Source organism: Brevibacterium antiquum (assembly GCF_016107655.1).
Lineage (GTDB): Bacteria > Actinomycetota > Actinomycetes > Actinomycetales > Brevibacteriaceae > Brevibacterium > Brevibacterium antiquum.
On record NZ_JABASX010000003.1, the window covers coordinates 184,555 to 208,189 of the forward strand.

The following is a 23,635-nucleotide window of genomic DNA, read 5'->3' on the forward strand; positions in this document are numbered from 1 at the left end:
GTGAGTGCTGTTATCAGCTGCCTGCAAGCTTCTCACGCAGAGCTGCGAGAGCTTCGTCGCTGGCCAGTGTTCCTTCGTCGCCTGCCTCTTCCGAGGAGAACGATCCGGTGGCTGGTGCAGCTTCGGCAGGAGCGCTGCCGGCCTCTTCGGAGCCTGCTTCGGCGTCCGCAGCGATGGCCTTGGCGACCTGCTTCTTGTGCTCTTCCCAACGCTCCTGAGCGGCAGCGTACTGCTGCTCCCAGACCTCGCGCTGTGAATCGAAGCCTTCCATCCACTCGTTGGTCTCGGGATCGAAGCCTTCTGGGTACTTGTAGTTGCCGTCTTCGTCGTATTCCTGCGGCATGCCGTAGAGGGCAGGGTCAAGGAATTCGTCGGCCTCGGGGTCGACGCCCTCGTTCGCCTGCTTCAGCGACAGCGAGATGCGGCGGCGTTCGAGGTCGATGTCGATGACCTTGACGTAGATGGTCTCGTCAACGGAGACGACCTGTTCTGGCAGGTCCACGTGGCGAACTGCGAGTTCGGAGATATGGACGAGGCCTTCGATGCCGTCTTCGACGCGCACGAACGCACCGAACGGAACCAGCTTGGTGACCTTGCCGGGAACGATCTGGCCGATGACGTGGGTGCGAGCGAAGTGCTGCCATGGGTCTTCCTGAGTCGCCTTGAGCGACAGGGAGACACGTTCGCGATCCATGTCGACGTCGAGCACCTCAACGGTGACCTCGTCACCGACGGTGACGACCTCACCTGGGTGATCGATGTGCTTCCAGGACAGTTCGGAGACGTGAACGAGTCCGTCGACACCACCGAGGTCGACGAATGCACCGAAGTTGACGATCGAAGACACGACGCCGGGACGGACCTGGCCCTTCTGGAGGGTCTGCAGGAAGTCGTGGCGGACTGCGGACTGGGTCTGCTCGAGCCATGCGCGACGGGACAGAACGACGTTGTTGCGGTTCTTGTCCAGTTCGATGATCTTGGCTTCGACCTGCTGGCCGATGTAAGGAGCCAGGTCGCGGACGCGACGCATCTCGACGAGGGAAGCAGGCAGGAAGCCGCGCAGACCGATGTCCACGATCAGGCCGCCCTTGACAACCTCGATGACGGTACCGGTGACAACACCGTCGTCTTCCTTGATCTTTTCGATGTCGCCCCAGGCGCGCTCGTACTGCGCACGCTTCTTGGACAACATGAGTCGGCCTTCTTTGTCTTCCTTCTGAAGAACGAGGGCTTCGATTTCGTCCCCGACCTCGACGACTTCGCCGGGATCGACATCATGCTTGATGGAGAGTTCTCGCGAAAGGACGACGCCTTCCGTCTTGTATCCGATGTCGACGAGCACTTCGTCGCGATCGACCTTGACAACGGTGCCCTCAACGATGTCGCCATCGTTGAAGTACTTGATCGTCTCGTCGACTGCGGCGAGAAAGTCCTCAGCGGTTCCGATGTCGTTGACAGCGACCTGCTTCGGCTGCACCGATTCCGGCGTGGTGGTGGTCATATAGGTTGGGACTCCGATGGAATTATGGTCCAGATCCGATACTCTGAGGCGATGCTGTGAAACAGCCCGAGAACTGGATCCGGTCTCGATTACGATTTTGGACATGTATGCATACGCGCATACGGTTGTCAATACTAGCATCATCCATGGCGTGAATGCACGCCGAAGTCGGAAACAGAACATGGCGATCGCCACGGAGGAATGATGAGCGACGGAAGTTATCAGGCCGAGGTCATCAGCGGCGGCTATCTGCCCATCGATGAAGAGGCCTCAGTCCGCGCCAACAGAGGCTATTGGGACAATTCTGCCGAGGATTACCTGGCCGAGCACGGCAGTGCGCTCGGCGACACGGATTTCATCTGGTGTCCGGAGGGAATCCGCGAATCCGATGTGAATCTGCTCGGCAATGTCGCTCGAAGGCAGATCCTCGAGGTCGGCTGCGGCGCCGGACAGTGCTCGCGCTGGCTGGCCGAGGAAGGGGCGATCGCGACCGGCGTCGACGTATCCTCAGGCATGCTCGAGCAGGCCTCCAGGCTCCAGCGCGAACACCCGCTCAGCGACGATGCAACTCCCCCGACGTTCCTCCACGCCGATGCCCGCCAGCTGCCGTTCGCGTCGAACAGCTTCGATGTCGGGTTCTCCTCCTACGGCGCACTGCCCTTCGTGAAAGACGCCGATGTCGTCTTCTCCGAGGTCGCTCGTGTGCTTCGACCGGGTGGACGGTGGGCCTTCTCCACCACCCACCCGCTGCGCTGGATGTTTCCCGATGTACCCGGCGAAGCGGGACTGACCGTCGAGTACTCATACTTCGACCGCACGCCGTACGTGGAGATCTCCGCGGACGGGCAGCCGGTCTACGCCGAGCACCACCGGACAATGGGCGATTGGGTGAATCTGCTGGTCACGGCCGGCTTCACGATCGATTCGGTGACGGAGCCGGAATGGCCGGAGTCCAACCAGACCGCCTGGGGCGGCTGGTCTCCCCTGCGCGGTTCGCTCATGCCCGGCACCGTCATCTTCTCCACCACTCTGAATAAGGACTGACTCCCGCACTGCTGTAGGCACTGATTCCCGCGCTGCTGCGCACCCGCCAGAGCCACCGCCGCGCACCCGCCAGGGTCCCCGCTGCGAACAGCAATGCGCACCACAGCCCCTCTTCGTGCACCTCGCTTCGCGCTGAACCTATATTCATTGTGCGATTACGGTCGCCCCCAGCCGTATTCTCGAACGTAATCGCACAATGAATACCGGTTCATCTCCGCGTCACGTCCGCCGTCGCGTCGCGCGCATCTCCGCGTCACGTCCGCCGTCGCGTCACGTCCACCTCGGTGGCCGGCTCACCGTCGCGTCAGTGGGCTGCGTCGTGCCAGGAGACTCCGGTGCCGACGTTGACGTCGAGGGGTACGTCCAACTCGAAGGCTGATCCCATCTCCTCGGTCACAACCGCCGTCACGGATTCGACCTCGTCTGGGTGGACGTCGACGATGATCTCGTCATGGACCTGGAGCAGGACCGTCGACTTGAGATCGCCGAGGCGGTCGCTGACCTTGAGCATCGCAATCTTCATGATGTCGGCCGCCGATCCCTGAATCGGGGCGTTGAGGGCGGCACGTTCGGCCATGTCCCGCAGCTGCCGCCGGTCGCTGTGCAGGGCCGGCAGGTACCGCCTTCGACCCATGATGGTCTCTGTGTAACCGTTGGCTCGAGCCTGTTCGACGATCTCATCGAGATAGTCCTTGACCGCGCCGAAGCGCTCGAAGTACTGCTCCATGAGGTTCTTCGCCTCGTCCACACCGATCGCCAGCTGTCGGGACAGGCCATAGGCGGACAGCCCGTAGACCAGTCCGTAGGACATGGCCTTGACCTTCGAGCGCATCGCCGAGTCCACTTCGTCGATGCCAACTCCGAAGACCTTCGAACCGACGTATGAGTGCAGATCCTCGCCATCCTTGAATGCCTGGATCAGTGCGGCATCGCCGGACAGGTGGGCCATGATGCGCATTTCGATCTGCGAGTAGTCGGCTGTCAGGAGCCGAGATTCTTCGACCTCGGGGTCGGAGATGAAGATCTCACGGATACGCCGCCCTGATTCGGTACGGACCGGAATGTTCTGCAGATTCGGGTCGAGCGAGGACAGTCGGCCCGTCGCAGCGACGGTCTGCTGGTAGGTCGTGTGGATGCGACCGTCCTCGGCCACGGTCTTGAGCAGACCCACGACGGTCTGCTTGAGCTTCGTCGCATCACGGTAGGCCAGCAGATGCTGCAGGAACGGATGCTCGGTTTTGATGAACAGCTCCGCCAGCGCGTCGGCATCGGTGGTGTATCCGGTCTTCGTACGTTTCGTTTTGGGCATGTCGAGTTCGTCGAAGAGCACGGCCTGCAGCTGCTTGGGCGAACCGAGATTGACCTCATGGCCGATCGCCTCATAGGCGAGCTTCGCGCTTTCCTCCGCCTGCTTGGTGAACTCATCGATGAGCCCGGACAGACCCGCTTCATCGACTGCGATGCCTGCCAGCTCCATCTTGGCCAGCACCGGAACCAGCGGCAGTTCGATGTCGCGGTAGACCTGGCTCATGTTCGCTTCGTCGATTGCCAGTGCCAGGATCTCGTGGACTTCAAGCAGCGCGGCAGCCCTGTATCCGTGTGTCTGAGCGGTCTGGTCCGAGTCGAGGTCAAGGGCCAGCTGCCCGCTGTCGTTTCCGGGCTCGCTCAGTTCGATTCCGGCTCGTTCGAGCGCGATCTGCGGCAGCTCGTAGCTGCGCTGATCGGGCACCAGGAGGTAAGCGGCCAGAGCCGTGTCACCGGCAACGTCGTCGACCTCGAGACCCAGTGAGCGCCAGGCCTTGATCTGCGTCTTCGCGCTGTGCAGGATGAGGGTCTTCGACCGCAGCGCCGAACTCAGATTCGCCACGGCGCTCTCCCCCGCCTCGGCGAGATCGACGACCCAGGCTTCCTCCGGTGTGCCGGAAACGGCGAGGACTCGAACATCGCCGTGCCCGAGTTCGTAACGCGCGTCGGAGTCAAGCGCGAGCACATCGGAATCAGACATCTTCTCTAGCAGCCCTGCAACGTCGAGAGTCTCAACGGAGACTTCGCGCGCGGGTCCGGCGGCTTCCTCGGGTACGGCTTCCTCACCGAAGATCGCACTCAGCCGTTTGCCGAGAGCCTGGAATTCGAGCTGGTCGAACAGGCTCGACAGTTCGCTCGGGTCACCCTCGCCCCATTTCAGGTCGGCGTAGGTCAGGCCCAGGTCGACATCGTCGAGGAGGCGATTGAGTCGGAAGTTGCGTTCGACCTCAGAGACGTGGTCGCGAAGCTTCTCTCCGACTTTGCCCTTGATCGATTCCGCGTTCTCGAGCACTCCGGGCAGGTCACCGTAGGTTGTCAGCCATTTCGCCGCGGTCTTGTCACCGACACCGGGCACTCCGGGAAGGTTGTCGGCCTTCTCCCCCACCAGAGCAGCGAGTCCGCGGTAGTTCGCGGGAGTCACCGCGTACTTCTCTTCGATCGCGGCCGGGGTCATGCGATTGAGGTCGCTGACGCCGCGTTTTGGGTAGAGGATCGTCACGGACTCGTTGGAGAGCTGGAACGAGTCCTTGTCTCCGCTCATCACCTCGACATTGGCGCCTGCTTCGGTGCCCATGCGGGCCATGGTCGCCAGCGCATCGTCGGCTTCGAACCCGTCTTTGGTCACCACAGTGATCCCCATCGCGACGACGATGTCCTTGATCAGGTCGATCTGGGGGTGGAACTCCGGTGGCGTCTTGGCCCGTCCGGCCTTGTACTCCGGATACTCTTCGAGGCGGAACGTCTGACGTCCCAGGTCGAAGGCCACGGCCACATGGCTGGGCGACTCGTCCCTGAGGACATTGATGAGCATCGAGATGAAGCCGTAGATGGCGTTCGTCGACTGGCCGGTGCTGGTGGCGAAGTTCTCCACCGGCAGGGCGTGGAATGCCCGGTAGGCCAGAGAGTGTCCATCGATGAGCAGGAGGGATTCGTTTACTTGAGTCACATGGCATAGCCTATCGTTCAAAACTGACATGAAGGAGAACGATGTTCAGACCGGATGCATCACTGACTGCGGAGACCACCGAAGAGCAGTGCAAGCAGCTGCTCCGCCAGCTCAACGCCGCCGACGCAGTCGGTGATCTGGCGGCGAAGATGGGGATTGAGTTCACAGAGCTGGCCCACGACCACGTCACGGGCACCGCACCGGTAGCGGGCAACACTCAGCCCATGGGCCTCTTCCACGGCGGCGGCCATGTCGTACTCGCCGAATCCCTGGCCTCGATGCATTCGTTCCTCATCTCCGGCGGGAAGAACGTCGTCGGCGTCGACCTCAATGCCACACATCTGCGTGCGGCGAGGGACGGCACAGTGACCGGCCGCGCCGAGGTGCTCCACCAGGGACGCACGATCGTGTCTCACGAGGTGAAGATGACCGATGCCGCCGGTCGGCTCCTCTCAATCGTGCGAATCACGAACATGATCCTCAAAACCAAGCCCAAATGATCTGCAGGCAGTGTCATTCGCAGGCGGTGTGATCTGCAGACAGCGTAATCTGCAAACGGTGACTGCATGACGCAGGAGGCCGGCGAATCCTCATCGGATTCGTCGGCCTCGGTGTGTGTTGGGGTGGACGCTGACTACTTGTCGGAGCTGATCTGCTTGAGAACGGTGTCCGCGACCTCGCGCATGGTCAAGCGACGATCCATCGACGTCTTCTGGATCCAGCGGAAGGCCTCGGGCTCACTCAGACCCATCGAGGTCTGGAGCAGGCTCTTGGCGCGCTCGACGACCTTGCGGGTTTCGAAGCGCTCGGTCAGATCGGAGATCTCGCTCTCGAGCGAGCTGATCTCTGCATGACGCGACAAGGCGATCTCGAGGGCCGGAATGAGATCCGCAGCGGTGAAGGGCTTGACCACGTAAGCCATTGCTCCCGCATCACGAGCTCGCTCGACGAGCTCCTTCTGCGAGAAGGCCGTGAGCAGGACCACCGGAGCGATGCGCGCCTTGGCGATCCTCTCTGCTGCGGAGATTCCGTCGAGGATGGGCATCTTGATGTCCATCACGACGAGATCAGGGCGCAGCTCTTCGGCCAGGCGGATTGCGGATTCGCCGTCTGCGGCTTCGCCGACGACGTCGTATCCGACCTCGCGCAGCATCTCGACGATATCGAGACGAATCACGGCCTCGTCTTCCGCCACTACGACGCGGCGAACCGGCACGGACTCATCTGAAGTTGGTTGTTCGCTGTTTGAAAGCACGGCACCAGTCTAAACCAGGCCCACGCGCGCACCGACGTCGGTACCCAAGTTTCTTCTGTGATGGTAGCCACCCGTGTGATGGTCACCACCGCCGCCGATTGTGCAATCACATAAAAGCTGTCGTAAACTCGACTCTGTCGCGGATGCGCTCTGCGGCCGAGCCGGATTGGCGGAATCGGTAGACGCGGTGCACTCAAAATGCATTGTCGAGAGACGTGTGGGTTCGAGTCCCACATCCGGTACTTATACCCAGACAGTCGTCAGACGGTCACAGGGCACGAAACAGCAGTGAAGGGCCGGCGAACTTGAGTTCGCCGGCCCTTCACTCACTACGCCACGAACTTTCCGCCGCGAACTCAGCCACCAGCGAAGCGCTCTGCGCCGCAACAGCTCGAAATGCACTTCTGACCAACATGAGTCCGGCCGACACCAACATGAGTCTGGCCGACATGAGCGAAATGCTCATGCCGGCCAGGTGCCCAATTGAGTCAGGAACGCACTCCACTCGAGGGCTGTTCGAGTTCAGCTTCATCGGAGTCGCCGGCAGTCTCCTCTGTGTCCTCATCGACCGGCACATAGCCGTCCACACGAGCAGCATCGTAGCGGTCGACATCGAGGATGCCGTGGCGTTTGGCCACAATGGCGGGAACGAGAGCCTGTCCCGAGACATTGAGCGCTGTGCGCCCCATGTCGACGATCGGCTCGATCGCCAGGAGCAGACCCACACCTTCAAGGGGCAGCCCGAGGGTGGACAGCGTGAGAGTCAGCATCACAGTGGCACCGGTCGTTCCGGCCGTTGCCGCCGAACCGATGACCGAGACGAACACGATCAGGAAGTACTGCACGATCGTGAGATCGATTCCAAAGAACTGGGCCACAAAGACAGCGGCGATCGCCGGATAGATCGCGGCACAGCCGTCCATCTTCGTCGTCGCCCCGAAGGGGACTGCGAAGGCGGCGTAACTCTGCGGAACGCCGAAGTTGTCGGTCGTGACCTTCTGGGTCACAGGCATGGTGCCGATCGATGACCGGGACACGAAGCCCATCTGGGCGGCCGGCCACACACCGGAGAAGTACTGACGAACGGAGAGACCGTTGAGCTTGGCCAGTGTCGGATAGACGACGAAGAAGACGATCGCCAGTCCCACGTACACAGCGACGACGAACCACAGCAGGGAACCCATGGTCGACCACCCGTAGGAGTTGACCGCGTTGCCGATGAGGCCGAGGGTGCCGATCGGTGCGATGCGCACGATCCACCAGACCACCTTCTGCACGACGGCCAAGGCCGCTTCGACGAACTGGAGGAAAGGTTCGGCGGCCTTGCCGACCTTGACCGCGGCGATGCCGATGGCACCGGAGACGATGATGAGCTGAAGGATGTTGAAGTCGACCTCGGAGACCAGGCCGCCGGCCTCATCGGGTGAGGTCGCGACCTCGAGGCCGAGGAAGTTCACGGGCACAAGACCGGTCAGGAAGCCGATCCAGCTGCCTTGAGAATCAGGGGCGGAACCGCTCAACGATGCGGCGTCAGCGTGCATGCCCGGCTGAATCACAACACCGAGGATGAGCCCGATGAGGACGGCGATGAGTGCGGTGAAGGCGAACCACAGAAGCGTGGAGACTGCGAGCCTGGCCGCATTCGTGACCTTGCGCAGATTGCCGATGCTGGCGATGATCGCGGTGATGACGAGGGGCACGACGGCCGCCTTGAGGAGTGTCACGTAGGACGATCCGATGGTGTCCAAGGTCTGACCGAGCCAGTTGTCCTGACTCTCACTGACCGGACCCCAGGATCGGGCGATCAGCCCGAGGATCACGCCCGCAATCAGGGCTATGGTGACCTGCACCCCGAATGATCGACTCCACTTGGGCAATCTCATGCCACTCCTCTTCTTCGTCTGTCGGTTTCCGAATGATGCTCAACTCGAATGGTGCTCAATTCGAGCGAATCTCAGTTCAGGCAATGTTCAACTCAATGCACAACTGTTGAGCAATCTCAGAAATTCCGCAAGTCCAAGTGAAGTGGCTCTCACTGGCGCCAACCGCTCAGGCGGCTGCTCGCACAAATGACAACGGCACATGACAACGGCGGCCACCCCGGAAAGGGGCGGCCGCCGTTGTAGGGAGCCTCAGTGCCTTGGCGTGCCGTTCTCCTTGATGATCGGCACCTCACGGGTGACCGGCGTTTCGGAGACGATGCCGTACCCGGCCAAGGGATCTTCCTCATCATCCGAGGAGTCCTCGTAGGCCGCGGCAACGCCCTTGGCGGCATCACCCATCGTGTGGATGCGCAGGGCATTGGTCGACCCGGGGATGCCGGGAGGGGACCCGGCCACGAGGATGGACTGGTCACCTTCGTGGGCGGTTCCGTCCGCGAGCAGCACGGCATCGACCTGCCTGGCCATCTGGTCCGTGTGCCGCACGGTCTTGACCAGGTAGGGGCGTACGCCCCAGGTCAGTGCCAGCTGGTGGCGAACCTGAGCGTCGGGGGTGAAGCCGAGGATCGGCCAAGCGGGACGCAGACGCGACATCCGGCGTACGGAGTCACCCGTCTGGGAGAAGGTGCACAGCAGATCGATGTCGAGCTGTTCAGCAATCTGAACCGCTGCGGCGGTCACGGCCCCACCCTTGGTGTGAGGAACTGTGCCCAATTGCGGGATCCGCTCCATGCCGTGTTCCTCGGTGGACTCGATGATGCGGCTCATGGTCCGGATCGCTTCGACCCAGTAGTCGCCCACTGAAGTCTCACCGGAGAGCATCAGGGCATCGGCTCCGTCGAGGACGGCGTTGGCGCAGTCGCTCGCCTCGGCGCGGGTGGGCCTGGCCGCATCGATCATGGTCTCGAGCATCTGTGTGGCCACGATCACGGGCTTGGCCTGCTGCCGGGCGATCTCGACCGCACGCTTCTGCACGATCGGAACCTGCTCCAGGGGCAGCTCCACGCCGAGGTCGCCGCGGGCGACCATGATTCCGTCGAAGGCGTCGATGACCGCGTCGAGCTGTTCGACGGCCTGCGGCTTCTCCAGCTTGGCGATGACGGGTGCGGAGATGCCGACCTCGTCCATGACTGCCCTGACATCATCCATGTCCTCGGGACTGCGGACGAAGGACAGCGCCACCCAGTCGAAGCCGAGCTTGAGGCCCCATTTGAGGTCCTCGATGTCCTTCTCCGACAGCGCCGGCACGGAGACCGGAACACCGGGAAGGTTGATGCCCTTGTGGTTCGAGATCGTTCCGCCGATCTCCACCTCGGTGACGACATCGGTGTCGGTGACCTCGGTGGCACGCAGACGCAGGCGCCCATCATCGATGAGCAACGGATCGCCGACGGACACATCGCCCGGCAGAGTCGACAGTGTGGTGCTCACGACCTCGGCGGTGCCGGCGATGTCGCGGTTGGTGATGGTGAAGGTTGCGCCTTCGACCAGCTCTTCCTTGCCGTTGGCGAAATTGCCGACCCTGATCTTCGGGCCCTGCAGATCGAGCAGCAGCGCGACGGCGCGGCCGGTGTCGAGTGCGGCCTGGCGAACCCAGGCGAATTTCTCTTCGTGTTCTTCCCGCTTGCCGTGGCTGAGATTGAATCTGGCCACATCGACGCCTTCGTCGACGAGCGCGCGGATCTCTTCATAGGAGTTCTGATTCGGACCTAATGTTGCGACTATCTTTGCACGCCTCATGCACACCACCCTACCTGTACCGTGGCGGGCGATCCGAACCGCCCGCCACATCTGTTCGTCGGAGGAGAGTCACGCACATCAATGTGCGGACTTCTCATTAATTGACACAGACTATCTTAACATTTAAAACGATCTGTCGTGTGGTCCGACCGGTTCAGGCAGCCGAGTCGATCCCGTGAGGAACCGGTCGACCTCGGCCGCGACCGACCGCCCCTCGGCGATCGCCCAGACGATGAGCGACTGACCCCGCCCAGCGTCACCGGCGATGAAGACCCCGGGAGTCGAGCTGAGATAGGTCTCATCGCGGGCGAAGGCCCCGCTGTCGCTGACGTCGAGGCCGAGAGCTTCGGATTCCGGCCCCGAGAAGCCGAGAGCCAGGAGCACGAGGTCTGCATCCAAACGGTGCTCGGTACCAGGAGTCGGCACGCGGCGACCGTCGACGAACTGGGTCTCTGCCACATCGATCCCGACCACCCGGCCCCCCTCGTCTCCGGCGAACCCTGTCGTCGATGCGAGGTAGCGCCGCGTGCCGCCCTCCTCATGGGAGGACTGGACCTCGAAGATGCGCGGGACCGTGGGCCAGGGATCTGCGTCGCTGCGGTCGATGGGCGGCTGAGCTCCGATCGCCAGCGTCGTGACCGAGGCTGCAGACTGCCGCAGGGCCGTGCCCAAACAGTCCGCACCCGTGTCACCACCGCCGATGATGACCACGTGCTTTCCCGCAGCGTCGATGTGGCTCTTGACTCCACCGGGTCCAGGCTGCTCCCCCGCCTGCACACGATTCGAGGGCACCAGATAGTCCATCGCGAATTCGACTCCGCGAAGGTCCCGACCGCCGATGCTCATGTCACGGGGCACTGTGGCACCTGTGCACACGATGACGGCGTCGAAGCTCGACTGCAGGTCCTCGAGACTGATGTCCCTGCCGATCTCGACCGAGGTCGTGAACCGGGTGCCTTCGGCGCGCATCTGATCGAGACGACGGTCGATGTGCTGCTTCTCGAGCTTGAAGTCCGGGATCCCGTAGCGCAGCAGTCCGCCGAGGCGATCGTCGCGTTCGTGGACGACGACGGTGTGCCCGGCCCGGGTCAGCTGCTGGGCCGCGGCGAGCCCGGTCGGACCAGAACCGATGACGGCAACGGTCTGCCCGGTGATCCGTTCAGGAATCATCGGCTGGATGAGCCCGGCCGCGAAGCCCTGGTCGACGATCGAGACCTCGACCTGCTTGATCGTCACTGCAGGCTGATTGATCCCGAGGACGCACGCATTCTCACACGGTGCAGGGCAGGCGCGACCGGTGAATTCCGGGAAGTTGTTCGTTGCATGCAGAAGTTCGACGGCCCGCGGAAGTTCGCCGCGATACATCGCATCGTTGAACTCCGGAATCAGATTGCCCAAGGGGCAGCCCTGATGGCAGAACGGAACGCCGCAGTCCATGCAGCGCGATGCCTGCCTGCGCAGCTGCTCCGGATCGCCTGCTTCGTAGACCTCGCGGTAGTCCATGAGTCGGATGGGAACCGGGCGCCGCCGTGGCAGCTCGCGCTGGTCGGTGGTGAGGAATCCATGTGGATCAGCCATTGGCGACCTCCAGAATCTTGTGCCAGGCCTCATCCGAATCCGCGGACTGACCTGCCGCGGTGAACTCTTCCTGGACGTCTTTGACCATCGCATAGGCGACGGGGATGATCTTTGTGAAGCGGGAGAGGACGTCCTCTCCTCGGCGCAGTCCCTCAAGCAGCTGGGCAGCCAGGGGCGAGACCGTCCACTGAACATGTTCAGTCAGTAGGCGCTGGAGGACTTCCATATCGGTGATTCCCACCCCGGTGAACCGGAATACGCCGGCAGCGCGTTCCTTGGGGTTGAGCTTGGCAGGGTTGAAGTCCAGGACGTAGGCCGTGCCGCCCGACATACCGGCGGCGAAGTTGCGTCCGGTGCTGCCCAGGATCACGGCGAGGCCTCCGGTCATGTATTCGAGCCCGTGATCACCGATCCCTTCGACCACCGCCTCGGCGCCCGAGTTGCGCACCATGAAACGTTCCCCCACCTGGCCAGAGATGAACAGCTTGCCCGCGGTCGCGCCGTAGCCCAGCACGTTGCCGGCGATGACGTTGTGCTCGGGTCTGGTCGGATTCTCCTCGTGCGGATGCACGCTGATGGTTCCGCCCGAGAGCCCCTTGCCGACGTAGTCGTTGGCGTCGCCGTGCAGGTCGATGCTGACCCCGCGAGGCAGGAAGGCACCGAGTGACTGCCCGGCCGTGCCGTGCAGGTCGAGCCTGATCGTGTGCTCGGGCAGGCCCGCATCCGCATGGGCGAGCGTGACATTGTGCCCCAGCAGGGTGCCGACGCTGCGGTCCGTGTTCTCGATCGCCGAGGTGATTCTGACCTTCGCCCCGGACTCGATCGACTCCCCGGCCTCGGCCAGCAGACGCAGGTCCAGTTCCCCCGCGAAGTCGCGGTTGACCTCAGTGGTGCGTTTGCGAGGCACTTCGGTGTTGCCGTGGACGTCCTCGGGCACGGTGAGGATCGAGGCCAGATCGAGGTCGAGGCCAGAGGCCTCGGCACGCTTCTCATCGATGCGCAGCCTCTCGACAGCACCGATCGCCTCGTCAAGTGAGCGCAGGCCCAGCTGCGCCAAGTAGCCGCGGACCTCCTCGGCGATGAAGGTGAAGAAGTTCACGACGTGATCGGCCTGTCCGTGGAAGCGTTCGCGCAGCTTCGGGTTCTGGGTCGCAACGCCGACGGGACATGTGTCCTTGTGGCACACACGCATCATGATGCAGCCGGAGACCACGAGGGCCGTAGTCGCGAATCCGAACTCCTCACCACCCAGCAGGGCGGCGATGATAACGTCGCGGCCGGTCTTGAGCTGGCCGTCGACCTGCACGCTGACCTTCTCTCGCAGCCCGTTGAGCACCAGGGTCTGCTGGGCCTCGGCCAAGCCCAGTTCCCAAGGGGTGCCGGCATGCTTGAGAGAGTTCAGCGGACTGGCCCCGGTGCCTCCATCGTGACCGGAGACGAGGACGACGTCCGCTCCGGCCTTGGCCACGCCTGCGGCCACCGTGCCGACGCCGATCCCGGACACGAGCTTCACGTGCACGCGGGCCCTGGCATTGGCGCGACCGAGATCGTGGATGAGCTGAGCGAGGTCCTCGATCGAATAGATGTCGTGATGCGGCGGCGGAGAGATCAGCCCCACTCCGGGAGTGGCGTGTCTGGTCTTCGCGATCCACGGGTAGACCTTCGCCCCGGGCAGCTGTCCGCCCTCCCCCGGCTTCGCGCCCTGAGCCATCTTGATCTGCAGGTCATCGGCCTCGGTGAGGTAATGGCTGGTGACCCCGAAACGTCCGCTGGCGATCTGCTTGACAGCCGATCGGCGTTCGGGGTCGACGAGACGTTCGGTGTCCTCTCCACCCTCACCCGTGTTCGACCTCCCGCCGATGCGGTTCATGGCGATGGCCAGAGTCTCGTGTGCCTCTTGGGACAGTGAGCCGTAGCTCATGGCGCCTGTCGAGAAGCGCTTCATGATCTCGCTGGCCGGCTCCACCTCGGCGATGTCGATCGGTCCCGAATCCGTGGGCACGAGGTCGAACAGTCCGCGCAGCGTCATCAGCTCACGTGACTGCTCATCGACGGCGTGGGTGTACTGCTCGAAGATGTCGAAGCGTCCTGTGGCAGTGGAGTGCTGGAGCTTGAAGATCGTCTCCGGGTTGAACAGGTGCCCCGGACCTTCCCGCCGCCACTGATATTCGCCGCCGACCAGCAGATTCCGGTGCGAGGGCCGCGGATGGTCATCGCGGTAGGCGTCTGCGTGCCGAGCACTCGATTCCGCGGTGATCTCGATGATCCCCTTGCCCCCGAGCTGGTGCGGGGTGGAGGTGAAGTACTGATCAACGAAGTCATCCGAGAGTCCGAGAGCTTCGAAGGTCTGTGCACCGTGGTAGGACTGGACGGTCGAGATCCCCATCTTCGACATGATCTTCAGCAGACCCTTGTTCAGAGCCGTGAGCACATTCGCCACGGCTGCGGATTCGCTGATGCCGCGGATCCTGTCTGAGCGCACGAGCGCCTCGGCGGTCTCCATGACGAGGTACGGGTTGACTGCGGAGGCACCGAAGGCCACCAGTGTGGCAACATGGTGGACCTCACGGACGTCGCCGGCCTCCACGATGATGGACACCCGCGTCCGCGAACGCTGCCGCACCAGGTGGTGGTGAAGGGCCGAAGTCAGCAGCAGCGACGGAATCGGAGCGAGATCAGCCGTCGAGTCCCGATCGCTGAGGATGATGAACACTGCTCCGGCCTCAACGGCCGCGCTGGCTTCCCGGCACAGCGCATCGAGGCGCTTGGCCATGGCATCGGGCCCCGCATTCACCGAATACAGGCCGGCCAGCGTCACACTTGGTCGTCCATCGTCGACGCCGAGGTGGTGACCCTGGACGTGCGAGATCGCCGTCAGTTCGTCGTTGTCGATGACCGGCTGATCGAGCAGGATATGCGCGGAGTCCGGCTGGGCGAACTGCAGCAGGTTGCCTTCGCGCCCGATGCCCGAGGACATGCTGGTGACGATGTCTTCGCGGATGGAGTCCAGCGGCGGGTTCGTCACCTGAGCGAAGTTCTGGTGGAAGTAGTCGAAGAGCAGCCTCGGCCGTTGGCTCAATGCCGCGATCGCCGTGTCAGTGCCCATGGCTCCCAGTGGCTCTGCCCCGGTCTCGGCCATCGGCGAGATGAGGATACGCAGCTCCTCCTCGGTGTAGCCGAAGGTTCGCTGGCGTCTGCGCACCGATGACTGCGGGTGAGTGACGTGGATCCGGGTGGGCAGATCCGAGAGTCGACGCGAACAGCTCTTGACCCACTCCTCATAGGGGTGCTCAGTGGCGAGCTGATTCTTGATCTCCGTGTCGGAGATGATCCGTTCGGACTCGGTGTCGACGAGGAACATGCGTCCCGGAGTCAGTCGACCGCGAGCGACGATGTCCGCTTCGGGCAGGTCGACGACGCCGATCTCACTGGCCAGGACCACGGTGTCGGAGGTCATGACGTAGCGCGCAGGACGCAGGCCGTTGCGATCGAGGACCGCCCCAGCCAGCTTCCCGTCGGTGAATGCCACACAGGCGGGTCCGTCCCACGGCTCCATCAGCAGCGAGTGGTATTCGTAGAACGCCTTGCGGGACTCCCCCATGCCTGGATTGTTCTCCCAGGCCTCCGGGATCATCATCAGCATTGCCTGCGGCAGCGACCGGCCCGAGGCGACCATGAGTTCGAGCACCGAGTTGAATGATGCCGAGTCCGAGGCGCCGGGCGGCACGATCGGGCACAGTCTGTCCAGGCTCGTCGAGGTGCCGGGCACCGGGGAGACGAGCAGGTCCGAGGCCAGCTTCGACTCCCTGGCCTGCATCCAGTTGCGGTTGCCGCGCACCGTGTTGATCTCACCGTTGTGGGCGATCGTGCCGAAGGGCTGCGCGAGCTGCCAGGACGGGAACGTGTTCGTCGAGAAGCGAGAATGCACGAGTGCGATCCGAGAAGTCAGCCGTTCGTCGAGCAGTTCCGTGTAGAAGGCAGAGAGCTGACCCGTTGAGAGCATGCCCTTATAGGTGATGGTGCCCGGGTTGAGAGAAGGGCAGTAGAGACCCGCATGGTCGAGGCGCTTCCTCACGATGTAGGACCGGCGGCTCAGATCCTGTGGGTCCCGGGACGGATACCGCTCGTCGATGGCGAGGAAGAGCTGGCGCATGCGCGGCATCGTGGTGCGTGCGGTCTCGCCCAACACGCTCGCGTCGTGGGGTACGTCGCGGAAGGCAAGGACCTGCAGTCCCTCTTCGGCGGCGATCCTCTTGACGAGGTCGTCCTGATCCTCGTGCGAATCGTTCATGCCCTCTGTGACCAATGCATCCCTGTCATCCGTGAGGAAAGCCACGTCGGGGATGAGATCCTGTCGGTAGTCCTGAGCGAAGAATCCGATGCCTGCGGAGTAGCTGCCCGGCTCCGGAAGTTCGACGCCGTCGGCACCGAGCACCTCGGCGAAATAGTCGTGGGGAATCTGCAGGGTGATCCCGGCACCATCTCCTGTGCCTTCATCGGAACCGATGCCGCCTCGGTGTTCGAGCTTGCGCAGTGCGGTCAGAGCCTGTTCGACGACCTCATGGTCTGCCGGGCCACGGTAGCGGACGATGAGCGCCAGCCCACATGCGTCGTGCTCGAGTGCGGGATCGTAGAGTCCGGCACGAACTGGTTGACGCGGAGCTTTCGGGGTCGTTGAGTGTTCACTGTACATCGCTGCCTTCACGGGGTGTAGGAGTTTACGTTAAAGACGGCGCTGTCCCTAGCTGTTTTCGCGGTGTCCTTCGAAGATCGTCCTCAGACACAGTTGTGACGTGGTTCTCACAGTCGGTTTTCCAACCTACACCACGTGGCGGCACCGAATAGCAGCGAAAAAGGACCGTAAAACGAACCTAAACGTCTCAGTCGTCGGACTTCGAACCGCTCTCGCCCCGAGTTCTCCGCTTCACGTCGGGGGTGATCGAGATCGCCGAGGTGACCGCTCCGAAGTATCCGAAGCCGTGTCCCCCGAAGTCCTCACCGCCCTTCTTCGAGGCGTCTGTTGCTCGGGCGATCTTTCGGGCACGACGAGCGAGGACGAAGAAGACGATTCCGACGATGAGGAGGACCACAGCGAGTGCGAGCACCCACAGTGCCCACCCGGGGATCGTGGCAGAGCCGAGCTGCAGTGCGTTGTTTGAGGCGAGCAGTTGAGCCCGGCTCATGCACAGCCCTCGGCGAGTTCAGCGGCCAAGCTGGCGATTCCGCTGACTCCGTCGCTGTCGAGAGCGCGCACGAGCGCCGAGCCGACGATCACGCCGTCAGCGTATTCGGCGACCTCTGCAGCCTGTTCGCGCGTCGAGACGCCGAGCCCGACGCAGGCGTGCGGCGCTCCGGCGTCCTTGAGCCGAGATACGAGCTCACGAGCGTGGTTGTCGACCTCGGAGCGGACGCCGGTCACGCCCATCGTCGAGGCGGCATAGACGAATCCGCGGCTCGCATCGACGATGGTGGCCAGTCGTTCAGGTGTCGATGAAGGGGCCGCGAGGAAGATGCGGTCCAGATCGAATTCGTCCGAGGCGCTCACCCATTCAGATGCCTCATCGGGGATGAGATCCGGGGTGATGATGCCTCCGCCCCCGGCAGAGTCCAGGTCGCGGGCGAAGGCCGAGACACCGTACTGCAGCACGATGTTCCAATAGCTCATCACCACGGCGGTTCCCCCGGCCTCAGCGACGGCTGAGACTGCAGAGAAGATGTCGGAGGTGCGCACCCCGGCGGCGAGTCCCTGCTCGGCGGCACGTTGGATGACGGGGCCATCCATTCCCGGGTCCGAGTACGGCATGCCGACCTCGACGATGTCGACTCCGGACTTCACCAGTTCGACCATGGCCTCGATGGAGCCCTCGACAGAGGGGAAGCCGACCGGAAGGTATCCGATCAGGGCGGCCTTGCGGCCTGCCTGGGCGACTGTGTCGAGAGTGGTGCCGGTTCGGGGTCCTGAGCTCGTCATACCTGCACAGCTCCTTCGTCGAAGTAGTTGAACCATTTGGCCGCGGTCGTCATGTCCTTGTCGCCGCGTCCGGAGAGATTGACGAGCAGGACCGCCTCGCTGCCGAGTTCCCGGCCGATGCGCATAGCACCGGCCAGGGCGTGGGCGGATTCGATTGCGGGGATGATGCCTTCGGTTCGCGACAGCAGCTGCATGGCTTCCATCGCATCTTCATCGACGACAGGTTCGTAGGTGACGCGCTGAATGTCGTGGAGGTGGGAGTGCTCGGGGCCGACCGATGGATAGTCGAGTCCGGCCGAGATCGAGTGGGACCCCTGGGTCTGGCCGTCCTCGTTCTGGAGGATATAGGTGGCCGAGCCGTGCAGGACTCCGGGTCGCCCGCCGGAGAATCGGGCGGCGTGACGGCCGCTGTCGACGCCGTCTCCCCCGGCTTCGAAGCCGAAGATCTTCACTTCGGGATCGGCGAGGAATGCGGCGAAGAGGCCCATCGCGTTCGACCCGCCGCCGACACACGCGCAGACCGCGTCGGGCAGACGACCGACGGCGTTCTGGATCTGTTCGCGGGCTTCGACGCCGATGATGTCCTGGAAGGACCGGACCATGGCCGGGAACGGATGCGGGCCGGCGACTGTGCCGATGATGTAGTGCGTGTTCTCGACGTTGGCGACCCAGTCGCGCATCGCTTCGTTCATCGCGTCTTTGAGCGTCTTGGTGCCGTTGGACACGGAGTTGACCTTCGCTCCGAGCAGTCGCATCCGAGCGACGTTGAGCGCCTGCCGCTGGGTGTCTTCCTCACCCATGTAGACCTCGCACTCCATGTCGAGGAGAGCTGCGGCAGTTGCTGCTGCAACACCGTGCTGTCCGGCTCCGGTTTCGGCGATGACACGGGTCTTGCCCATGCACTTGGCCAACAGGGCCTGACCCACGGCGTTGTTGATCTTATGGCTGCCGGTGTGGTTGAGGTCTTCGCGTTTGAGGAAGACCCGCGCCCCACCGCAGTGCGCGGCGAAGCGGGTGGCCTCGGTGAGGAGGCTGGGACGGCCGATGTAGTTCTGCTGCAGGTCGAGCAGCTGCTGCGTGAACTCCGGGTCGACCTGGGATTTGCGCCATGTCTCCTCGATCTCGTCGAGTGCGGGGATCAGCGCTTCGGGGAAGAACCTGCCTCCGTACGAACCGAAGTAGGGTCCGTTCTCCTGGCTCAAATCGGTCATTGCCGTCCTTCGTGGTTCGAAATGGTGGTCGGGTGGATCAGGACTGACGACTGCTCGCCGCCCGCCGCTCCTGCCCGGTCGAGGTGAACGCGGCCACGGCCGACTCGGCGTCGCCGCCGGTGACGAGTGCTTCGCCCACGAGCACGAGATCGGCGCCGGCTCCGGCGTAGGTCTCGACATCATCGGGACCGGTGACTCCGGACTCTGCGACGAGGGTGCAGTCCGCCGGTGCCAGATCGGCCAAGGGGGCGAAACGGTTCGTATCGACGCTGAGGTCCTTGAGGTTGCGGGTGTTGATGCCGATCAGAGGGGCATTCAGTTCGGCCGCGATCGCCAGCTCATCAGCGTTGTGGGTCTCCACCAGAGCAGTCATCCCGAGTTCGTGGGCGAGAGCATGGAACTCGTGGAGCTGTCCGACGTCGAGTGCTGCGACGATGAGGAGGACGAGATCAGCACCGTGGGCGCGGGCCTCATGGAACTGGTACTCCTCGACCATGAAATCCTTGCGCAGGATGGGAACGTCAACGGCTGCGCGGACGGAGTCGAGGTCCGCCAGGCTTCCTGAGAAGCGACGTCCTTCGGTGAGGACGCTGATCGCCCGTGCTCCCCCAGCGGCATAGAGACCGGCCAGGGTCCCCGGATCCGCGATGTGGGCGAGGTCTCCGCGGGAGGGAGAACGTCGTTTCACCTCGGCGATGACCCCGAAGTCGACTGAGAGATCGAACGCACGCGCAGGCTGAGCCTCACGCGCGCGATCACTGACGTCTGCCAGCGGTGTCTGCCTCCGGCGTTCGGCGAGATCTTCGCGGACACCGGCGACGATGTCGTCGAGAACTGTCATTTCTGCTTCGGCTTGTTTCCCAGACCGACGGCACGCAGGATGATGCCGGCGATGAGGCCGAGCACGACGACGCCGATGCCGACGTAGGTGATGGTCGCGGTGTGGATCGTGAACCCGACACAGCCGATCGTGACGCCGATCAGCATGACGATGACACCGGTCCAACCGGCCACGGAGTTTCCGTGTCCCGGGTCGGCGATTGCTGCATAGTCGATCGTCGATTTGTCGAGATCGGTTGCGCCGTTACGAGCGACGGTTTGCGACATGGTGCTCCTTAGAGATGCAGGCGTGGCACGCGTGAAAACTTGTTGCATCCATTGTGACACGCTTCGAGTTCGGTTCAGACACCGACCCGGTCACGAGGTCATTTCGATTCATCATCGACCCCACCAGCGGTGGGATCGGGGTCGTCTCCGCGGGAGAGGGCGTCCCAGGTCGCTGCCGAATCGAACTCGTCGCCTGCGGCTTCCGCCGTCCTGGCGTACCGGTTCGAATTGGCCCATCTCGCCGAGGCGAAGGCGATGTAGACGATGACGATGAGTGCGATGGCTGCCGCAAACAGGGCCACGATCGGCCAGGCGGTGGCCCCGGGGGATGAAACCGACTGGAGTGCGGTCATGCCGTAGCCGATGGCGGCCAGAGCAGCGAAGCCGAGAACGACGAAACGTCCGATCTTGCCCAACATGGCTGAGAGCAGCCCGGTGACGGCGATGATTGCGACGCAGGCGGTCGCGACCGGCGATGCCTGAGAGCTTGCGTCCTCAGTGACATCGGCCACACCTGCGGGCCCCAGTGAGTCACCGGCGGCACCGGCTTGCCAGGACGCAAGGCTGATCGCCCACAGTGCACCGGCCAGGATGAGGACGAGGAGTACTCCGCGTGATTTCGTCATTTCAGCCGCGTTCCCTGCTCGAGGCTCCGAGCTTGTCCACCGCGCCGGCTGCTGCCGCAGCTCCCAGGACTGCGGCCGCCTTGTTCTGCGATTCCTGATATTCGGTTTCGGGAACCGAATCGGCGACGAGCCCACCGCCGGCATAGACGCTCATGACCGAGTCACGCAGGACTCCGGTGCGGATGGCGATCGCCAGGTCGAGGTCGCCGGTGAACGACATGTAGCCGACGACTCCCCCATATATTCCGCGGCCGATGGGTTCGAGCTCGTCGATGATCTGCAGAGCGCGGGGTTTCGGCGCTCCGGAGAGGGTGCCTGCCGGGAACGTGGCACGCAGCACGTCGACGGCTCCGTGTCCTGGTGCGAGCTCTCCGCGTACGGTCGAGGAGATGTGCATGATGTGGCTGTAGCGCACGATGTCCATGAACTCACTGACATCGACTGTGCCCGCCCGACAGACCTTTGCGAGGTCGTTGCGGGCAAGGTCGACGAGCATGAGGTGTTCGGCACGTTCCTTCTCGTCGCTGATGAGGTCTCTGGCCAGTGCGGAGTCCTCTTCGGTCGTGGCGCCTCGAGGGCGCGAGCCGGCGATCGGGTGGGTGACGACGTCACCGGAGCGGACCGTGACGAGAGCTTCCGGGGACGAGCCGATGATGCTGGCAGGCTGTCCCTGGTCGTCATGGAGGTTGAGCAGGTACATGAACGGGCTGGGGTTCGAATGGCGCAGCATCCGATAGACGGTCAATGGGTCGGCTGTGCAGTCGGTGTCGAAGCGTTGGCCGAGGACAACCTGGAAGATCTCTCCATCGACGATCTCGCGTTTGGCGTCTTCGACGTTGTCGAGGTAGACCTGCGGGTCGGTGCGGGTCGACACTTCGGGTCTGACGAAGTGCGTGCTCAGGATCTCGGCGTCGCTGGGCCTGCTGATCCTCGACAGCATCGCCTCGATCCGTTCGACGCCTGCGTGGTAGGCATCGTCGATGCCCGTATCGACACCATTGACGTTGAATACATTGGCCACGAGGGTGAGAGTTCCGGAGTAGTGGTCATAGACCGCGATGTCGCCGGGGATCATCAGCTGCACGGTCGGCAGATGGTGTTCGTTGGCTCGGGCGGGGCCGAGCCTCTCGAACTGCCGCACGATGTCCCAGCCGAAGTATCCGACGAAGCTTGAGACCATCGGTGGAAGAACCGACTCGCTCGCGTCGACGGCGAGCAGTTCGAGGGTCGCCGTGACCGCGTCCAAAACGCTGCCTTCGGTCGGGATCCCCACCGGAGGCGTGCCTTCCCACCGAAAGCTCTCGCCCTCGGAGATCAGGGTGGCGACAGGTGAGGAGCCGATGAACGAGTAGCGCGCCCAGGCCCCGGACACGGCCGATTCGAAGAGAAAGCTGCCAGGACCGCCGTCCGTGAGTTTGCGGTACAGGCTCAGCGGGGTCTCGGAGTCGGCGAGGACTTCCGCGTGGACTGGCACCAAGCGGTGATCGGCGCCGGACGCGCGGAACTCATCGAGGCTGGGCCGGATCGTCAGCCCGGTGTCGGTCGTGCGTGTGTCAGTTGGCACTGATGGTCCTTCCGGTGAAGCACGTCGGGGTCAGGGTGTGGCAGGCGGGCCCGGTCTGTTCGACCTCCATGAGCAGAGCGTCCGCATCGCAGTCGAGGCTCAGGGATGCCACCTTCTGAGTGTGTCCAGAGGTCTCGCCTTTGACCCAGTATTCCTGGCGGGACCGTGACCAGTACACTGCGGCACCGCTGCTCAGGGTGCGTTCGATGGCTTCGGTGTCCATCCAGGCCATCATGAGGACTTCACGGGTGGTGACCTCTTGGACGATGACGGGAATGAGCCCGTCTGCGTTGACCGTGATCAGTTCGCGCCAGTTCTCCGGGGTGGCGTCGATCTGGGCGGCAGAATCGTGTGTGCTCAACGGACTTCGATCCCTTCCTTGCGCAGTGCGTCCTTGACTTCGCCGATGCTCAGTGTCCCGAAGTGGAAGACACTCGCGGCCAGCAGCGCGTCGGCCCCGGCAGCCACGGCCGGAGCGAAGTGTTCGACTCGGCCGGCTCCTCCGGACGCGATCAGCGGAACGTCGACGGCGGCCCGCGCGGCGGCGATGAGTTCGAGATCGAAGCCGTCACGGGTGCCGTCCGCGTCGATGGAGTTGAGGAGGATCTCGCCGACGCCGCGCTCGGCTGCCTCGGTGATCCAGTCGATCGCGCAGCGACCGGTTCCCTCACGCCCACCGCGGGTGGTGACTTCGAAGCCAGAGGGCGTCTGTGTCCCCTGCGCGCGTCTGGCGTCGAGAGACAGGACGAGGACCTGGTTGCCGAAGTGGTGGGCGATATCGCTGATGAGCTGGGGGTTCGCGACAGCGGAGGTATTGACGGAGACCTTGTCTGCCCCATCGCGCAGGAGGCGGTCGACGTCGGTGACGCTGCGGATGCCGCCGCCGACGGTCAGCGGAATGAAGACCTCTTCGGCACAGGCCCGGACGATATCGTGAACGGTCTCGCGATCACCGCTGCTGGCGGTGACATCGAGGAATGTCAGCTCGTCCGCACCGGATTCCCCGTAGCGTCGGGCCAATTCGACCGGATCGCCGGCGTCCTTGAGGTCCGCGAACTTCACGCCCTTGACGACCCGTCCTTCGTCGACGTCGAGGCACGGAATGACTCTGATGGCAACCATGTGAC

The 23,635-nt window shown here is 63.5% G+C and carries 18 protein-coding genes and 1 tRNA gene; 3 read left to right on the forward strand and 16 right to left on the reverse strand.

The genetic code is table 11. From position 1 onward, the window contains the following. Positions 1-13 precede the first annotated feature (13 nt). Positions 14-1,501, reverse strand: coding sequence for a 30S ribosomal protein S1 (rpsA, locus tag JFC13_RS06330; RefSeq protein ID WP_069600240.1), 1,488 nt, complete (start codon positions 1,499-1,501; stop codon positions 14-16). 204 nt (positions 1,502-1,705) lie between these two features. Between rpsA and JFC13_RS06335 the strand changes: the two genes are divergently transcribed. Beyond that, the gene (locus tag JFC13_RS06335; RefSeq protein WP_198396260.1) at positions 1,706-2,545 is read left to right on the forward strand and encodes a class I SAM-dependent methyltransferase; all 840 of its coding nucleotides are present in this window, start codon (positions 1,706-1,708) and stop codon (positions 2,543-2,545) included. Positions 2,546-2,849: 304 nt separating this feature from the next. Here JFC13_RS06335 and polA read toward each other — a convergent pair whose 3' ends face one another. Continuing rightward, entirely contained in the window at positions 2,850-5,516 is a 2,667-nt protein-coding gene (gene polA, locus JFC13_RS06340; protein WP_198396261.1) for a DNA polymerase I, read from the reverse strand. Positions 5,517-5,557: 41 nt separating this feature from the next. Between polA and JFC13_RS06345 the strand changes: the two genes are divergently transcribed. Continuing rightward, on the forward strand, positions 5,558-6,016 hold the full coding sequence (locus JFC13_RS06345; protein ID WP_198396262.1) for a PaaI family thioesterase: 459 nt from the start codon (positions 5,558-5,560) through the stop codon (positions 6,014-6,016). A 134-nt stretch (positions 6,017-6,150) separates the two neighbouring features. Here the strand turns inward: JFC13_RS06345 and JFC13_RS06350 are convergent, their stop codons facing one another. After that, the gene (locus JFC13_RS06350) at positions 6,151-6,771 is read right to left on the reverse strand and encodes an ANTAR domain-containing response regulator (protein WP_408610728.1); all 621 of its coding nucleotides are present in this window, start codon (positions 6,769-6,771) and stop codon (positions 6,151-6,153) included. 160 nt (positions 6,772-6,931) lie between these two features. Between JFC13_RS06350 and JFC13_RS06355 the strand changes: the two genes are divergently transcribed. Continuing rightward, positions 6,932-7,013, forward strand: a tRNA-Leu gene (locus JFC13_RS06355). 246 nt (positions 7,014-7,259) lie between these two features. On the opposite strand, the gene JFC13_RS06360 is transcribed toward JFC13_RS06355, so the two are convergent. The 13 genes from JFC13_RS06360 to hisF form a co-directional block, all read right to left on the reverse strand. After that, positions 7,260-8,654, reverse strand: coding sequence for a dicarboxylate/amino acid:cation symporter (locus JFC13_RS06360; RefSeq protein ID WP_198396263.1), 1,395 nt, complete (start codon positions 8,652-8,654; stop codon positions 7,260-7,262). A 249-nt stretch (positions 8,655-8,903) separates the two neighbouring features. Then, on the reverse strand, positions 8,904-10,451 hold the full coding sequence (gene pyk, locus JFC13_RS06365) for a pyruvate kinase (RefSeq protein WP_198396264.1): 1,548 nt from the start codon (positions 10,449-10,451) through the stop codon (positions 8,904-8,906). A 123-nt stretch (positions 10,452-10,574) separates the two neighbouring features. Further along, the gene (locus JFC13_RS06370) at positions 10,575-12,029 is read right to left on the reverse strand and encodes a glutamate synthase subunit beta (RefSeq protein ID WP_198396265.1); all 1,455 of its coding nucleotides are present in this window, start codon (positions 12,027-12,029) and stop codon (positions 10,575-10,577) included. Beyond that, entirely contained in the window at positions 12,022-16,722 is a 4,701-nt protein-coding gene (gene gltB, locus JFC13_RS06375; RefSeq protein ID WP_198396266.1) for a glutamate synthase large subunit, read from the reverse strand. The genes JFC13_RS06370 and gltB overlap by 8 nt, the downstream gene beginning before the upstream one ends. A gap of 187 nt (positions 16,723-16,909) precedes the next feature. Beyond that, complete coding sequence (locus tag JFC13_RS06380; RefSeq protein WP_198396267.1) at positions 16,910-17,212, reverse strand: hypothetical protein; 303 nt, start codon at positions 17,210-17,212, stop codon at positions 16,910-16,912. Next, positions 17,209-18,000, reverse strand: a complete 792-nt coding sequence (trpA, locus tag JFC13_RS06385) for a tryptophan synthase subunit alpha (protein ID WP_198396268.1) — start codon at positions 17,998-18,000, stop codon at positions 17,209-17,211. Before trpA ends, JFC13_RS06380 begins: the two co-directional genes overlap by 4 nt. Beyond that, on the reverse strand, positions 17,997-19,211 hold the full coding sequence (trpB, locus tag JFC13_RS06390) for a tryptophan synthase subunit beta (protein ID WP_198396269.1): 1,215 nt from the start codon (positions 19,209-19,211) through the stop codon (positions 17,997-17,999). The genes trpA and trpB overlap by 4 nt, the downstream gene beginning before the upstream one ends. A gap of 37 nt (positions 19,212-19,248) precedes the next feature. After that, on the reverse strand, positions 19,249-20,052 hold the full coding sequence (trpC, locus tag JFC13_RS06395; RefSeq protein WP_198396270.1) for an indole-3-glycerol phosphate synthase TrpC: 804 nt from the start codon (positions 20,050-20,052) through the stop codon (positions 19,249-19,251). Beyond that, on the reverse strand, positions 20,049-20,318 hold the full coding sequence (locus JFC13_RS06400; protein ID WP_198396271.1) for an HGxxPAAW family protein: 270 nt from the start codon (positions 20,316-20,318) through the stop codon (positions 20,049-20,051). The genes trpC and JFC13_RS06400 overlap by 4 nt, the downstream gene beginning before the upstream one ends. 98 nt (positions 20,319-20,416) lie before the next feature. Beyond that, positions 20,417-20,944: a Trp biosynthesis-associated membrane protein gene (locus tag JFC13_RS06405; RefSeq protein ID WP_198396272.1), complete on the reverse strand. Its 528-nt coding sequence runs from the start codon at positions 20,942-20,944 to the stop codon at positions 20,417-20,419. A gap of 1 nt (position 20,945) precedes the next feature. Beyond that, positions 20,946-22,508 carry an anthranilate synthase component I gene (gene trpE / locus JFC13_RS06410; protein ID WP_332839349.1) on the reverse strand — a complete coding sequence of 521 codons (1,563 nt, stop codon included), beginning with the start codon at positions 22,506-22,508 and terminating at the stop codon, positions 20,946-20,948. Further along, positions 22,498-22,869 (reverse strand): phosphoribosyl-AMP cyclohydrolase, encoded by a 372-nt coding sequence (gene hisI / locus JFC13_RS06415; RefSeq protein ID WP_198396273.1) that lies wholly within the window; start codon positions 22,867-22,869, stop codon positions 22,498-22,500. The genes trpE and hisI overlap by 11 nt, the downstream gene beginning before the upstream one ends. Further along, positions 22,866-23,630 carry an imidazole glycerol phosphate synthase subunit HisF gene (gene hisF / locus JFC13_RS06420; protein ID WP_198396274.1) on the reverse strand — a complete coding sequence of 255 codons (765 nt, stop codon included), beginning with the start codon at positions 23,628-23,630 and terminating at the stop codon, positions 22,866-22,868. Before hisF ends, hisI begins: the two co-directional genes overlap by 4 nt. Positions 23,631-23,635 lie beyond the last annotated feature (5 nt).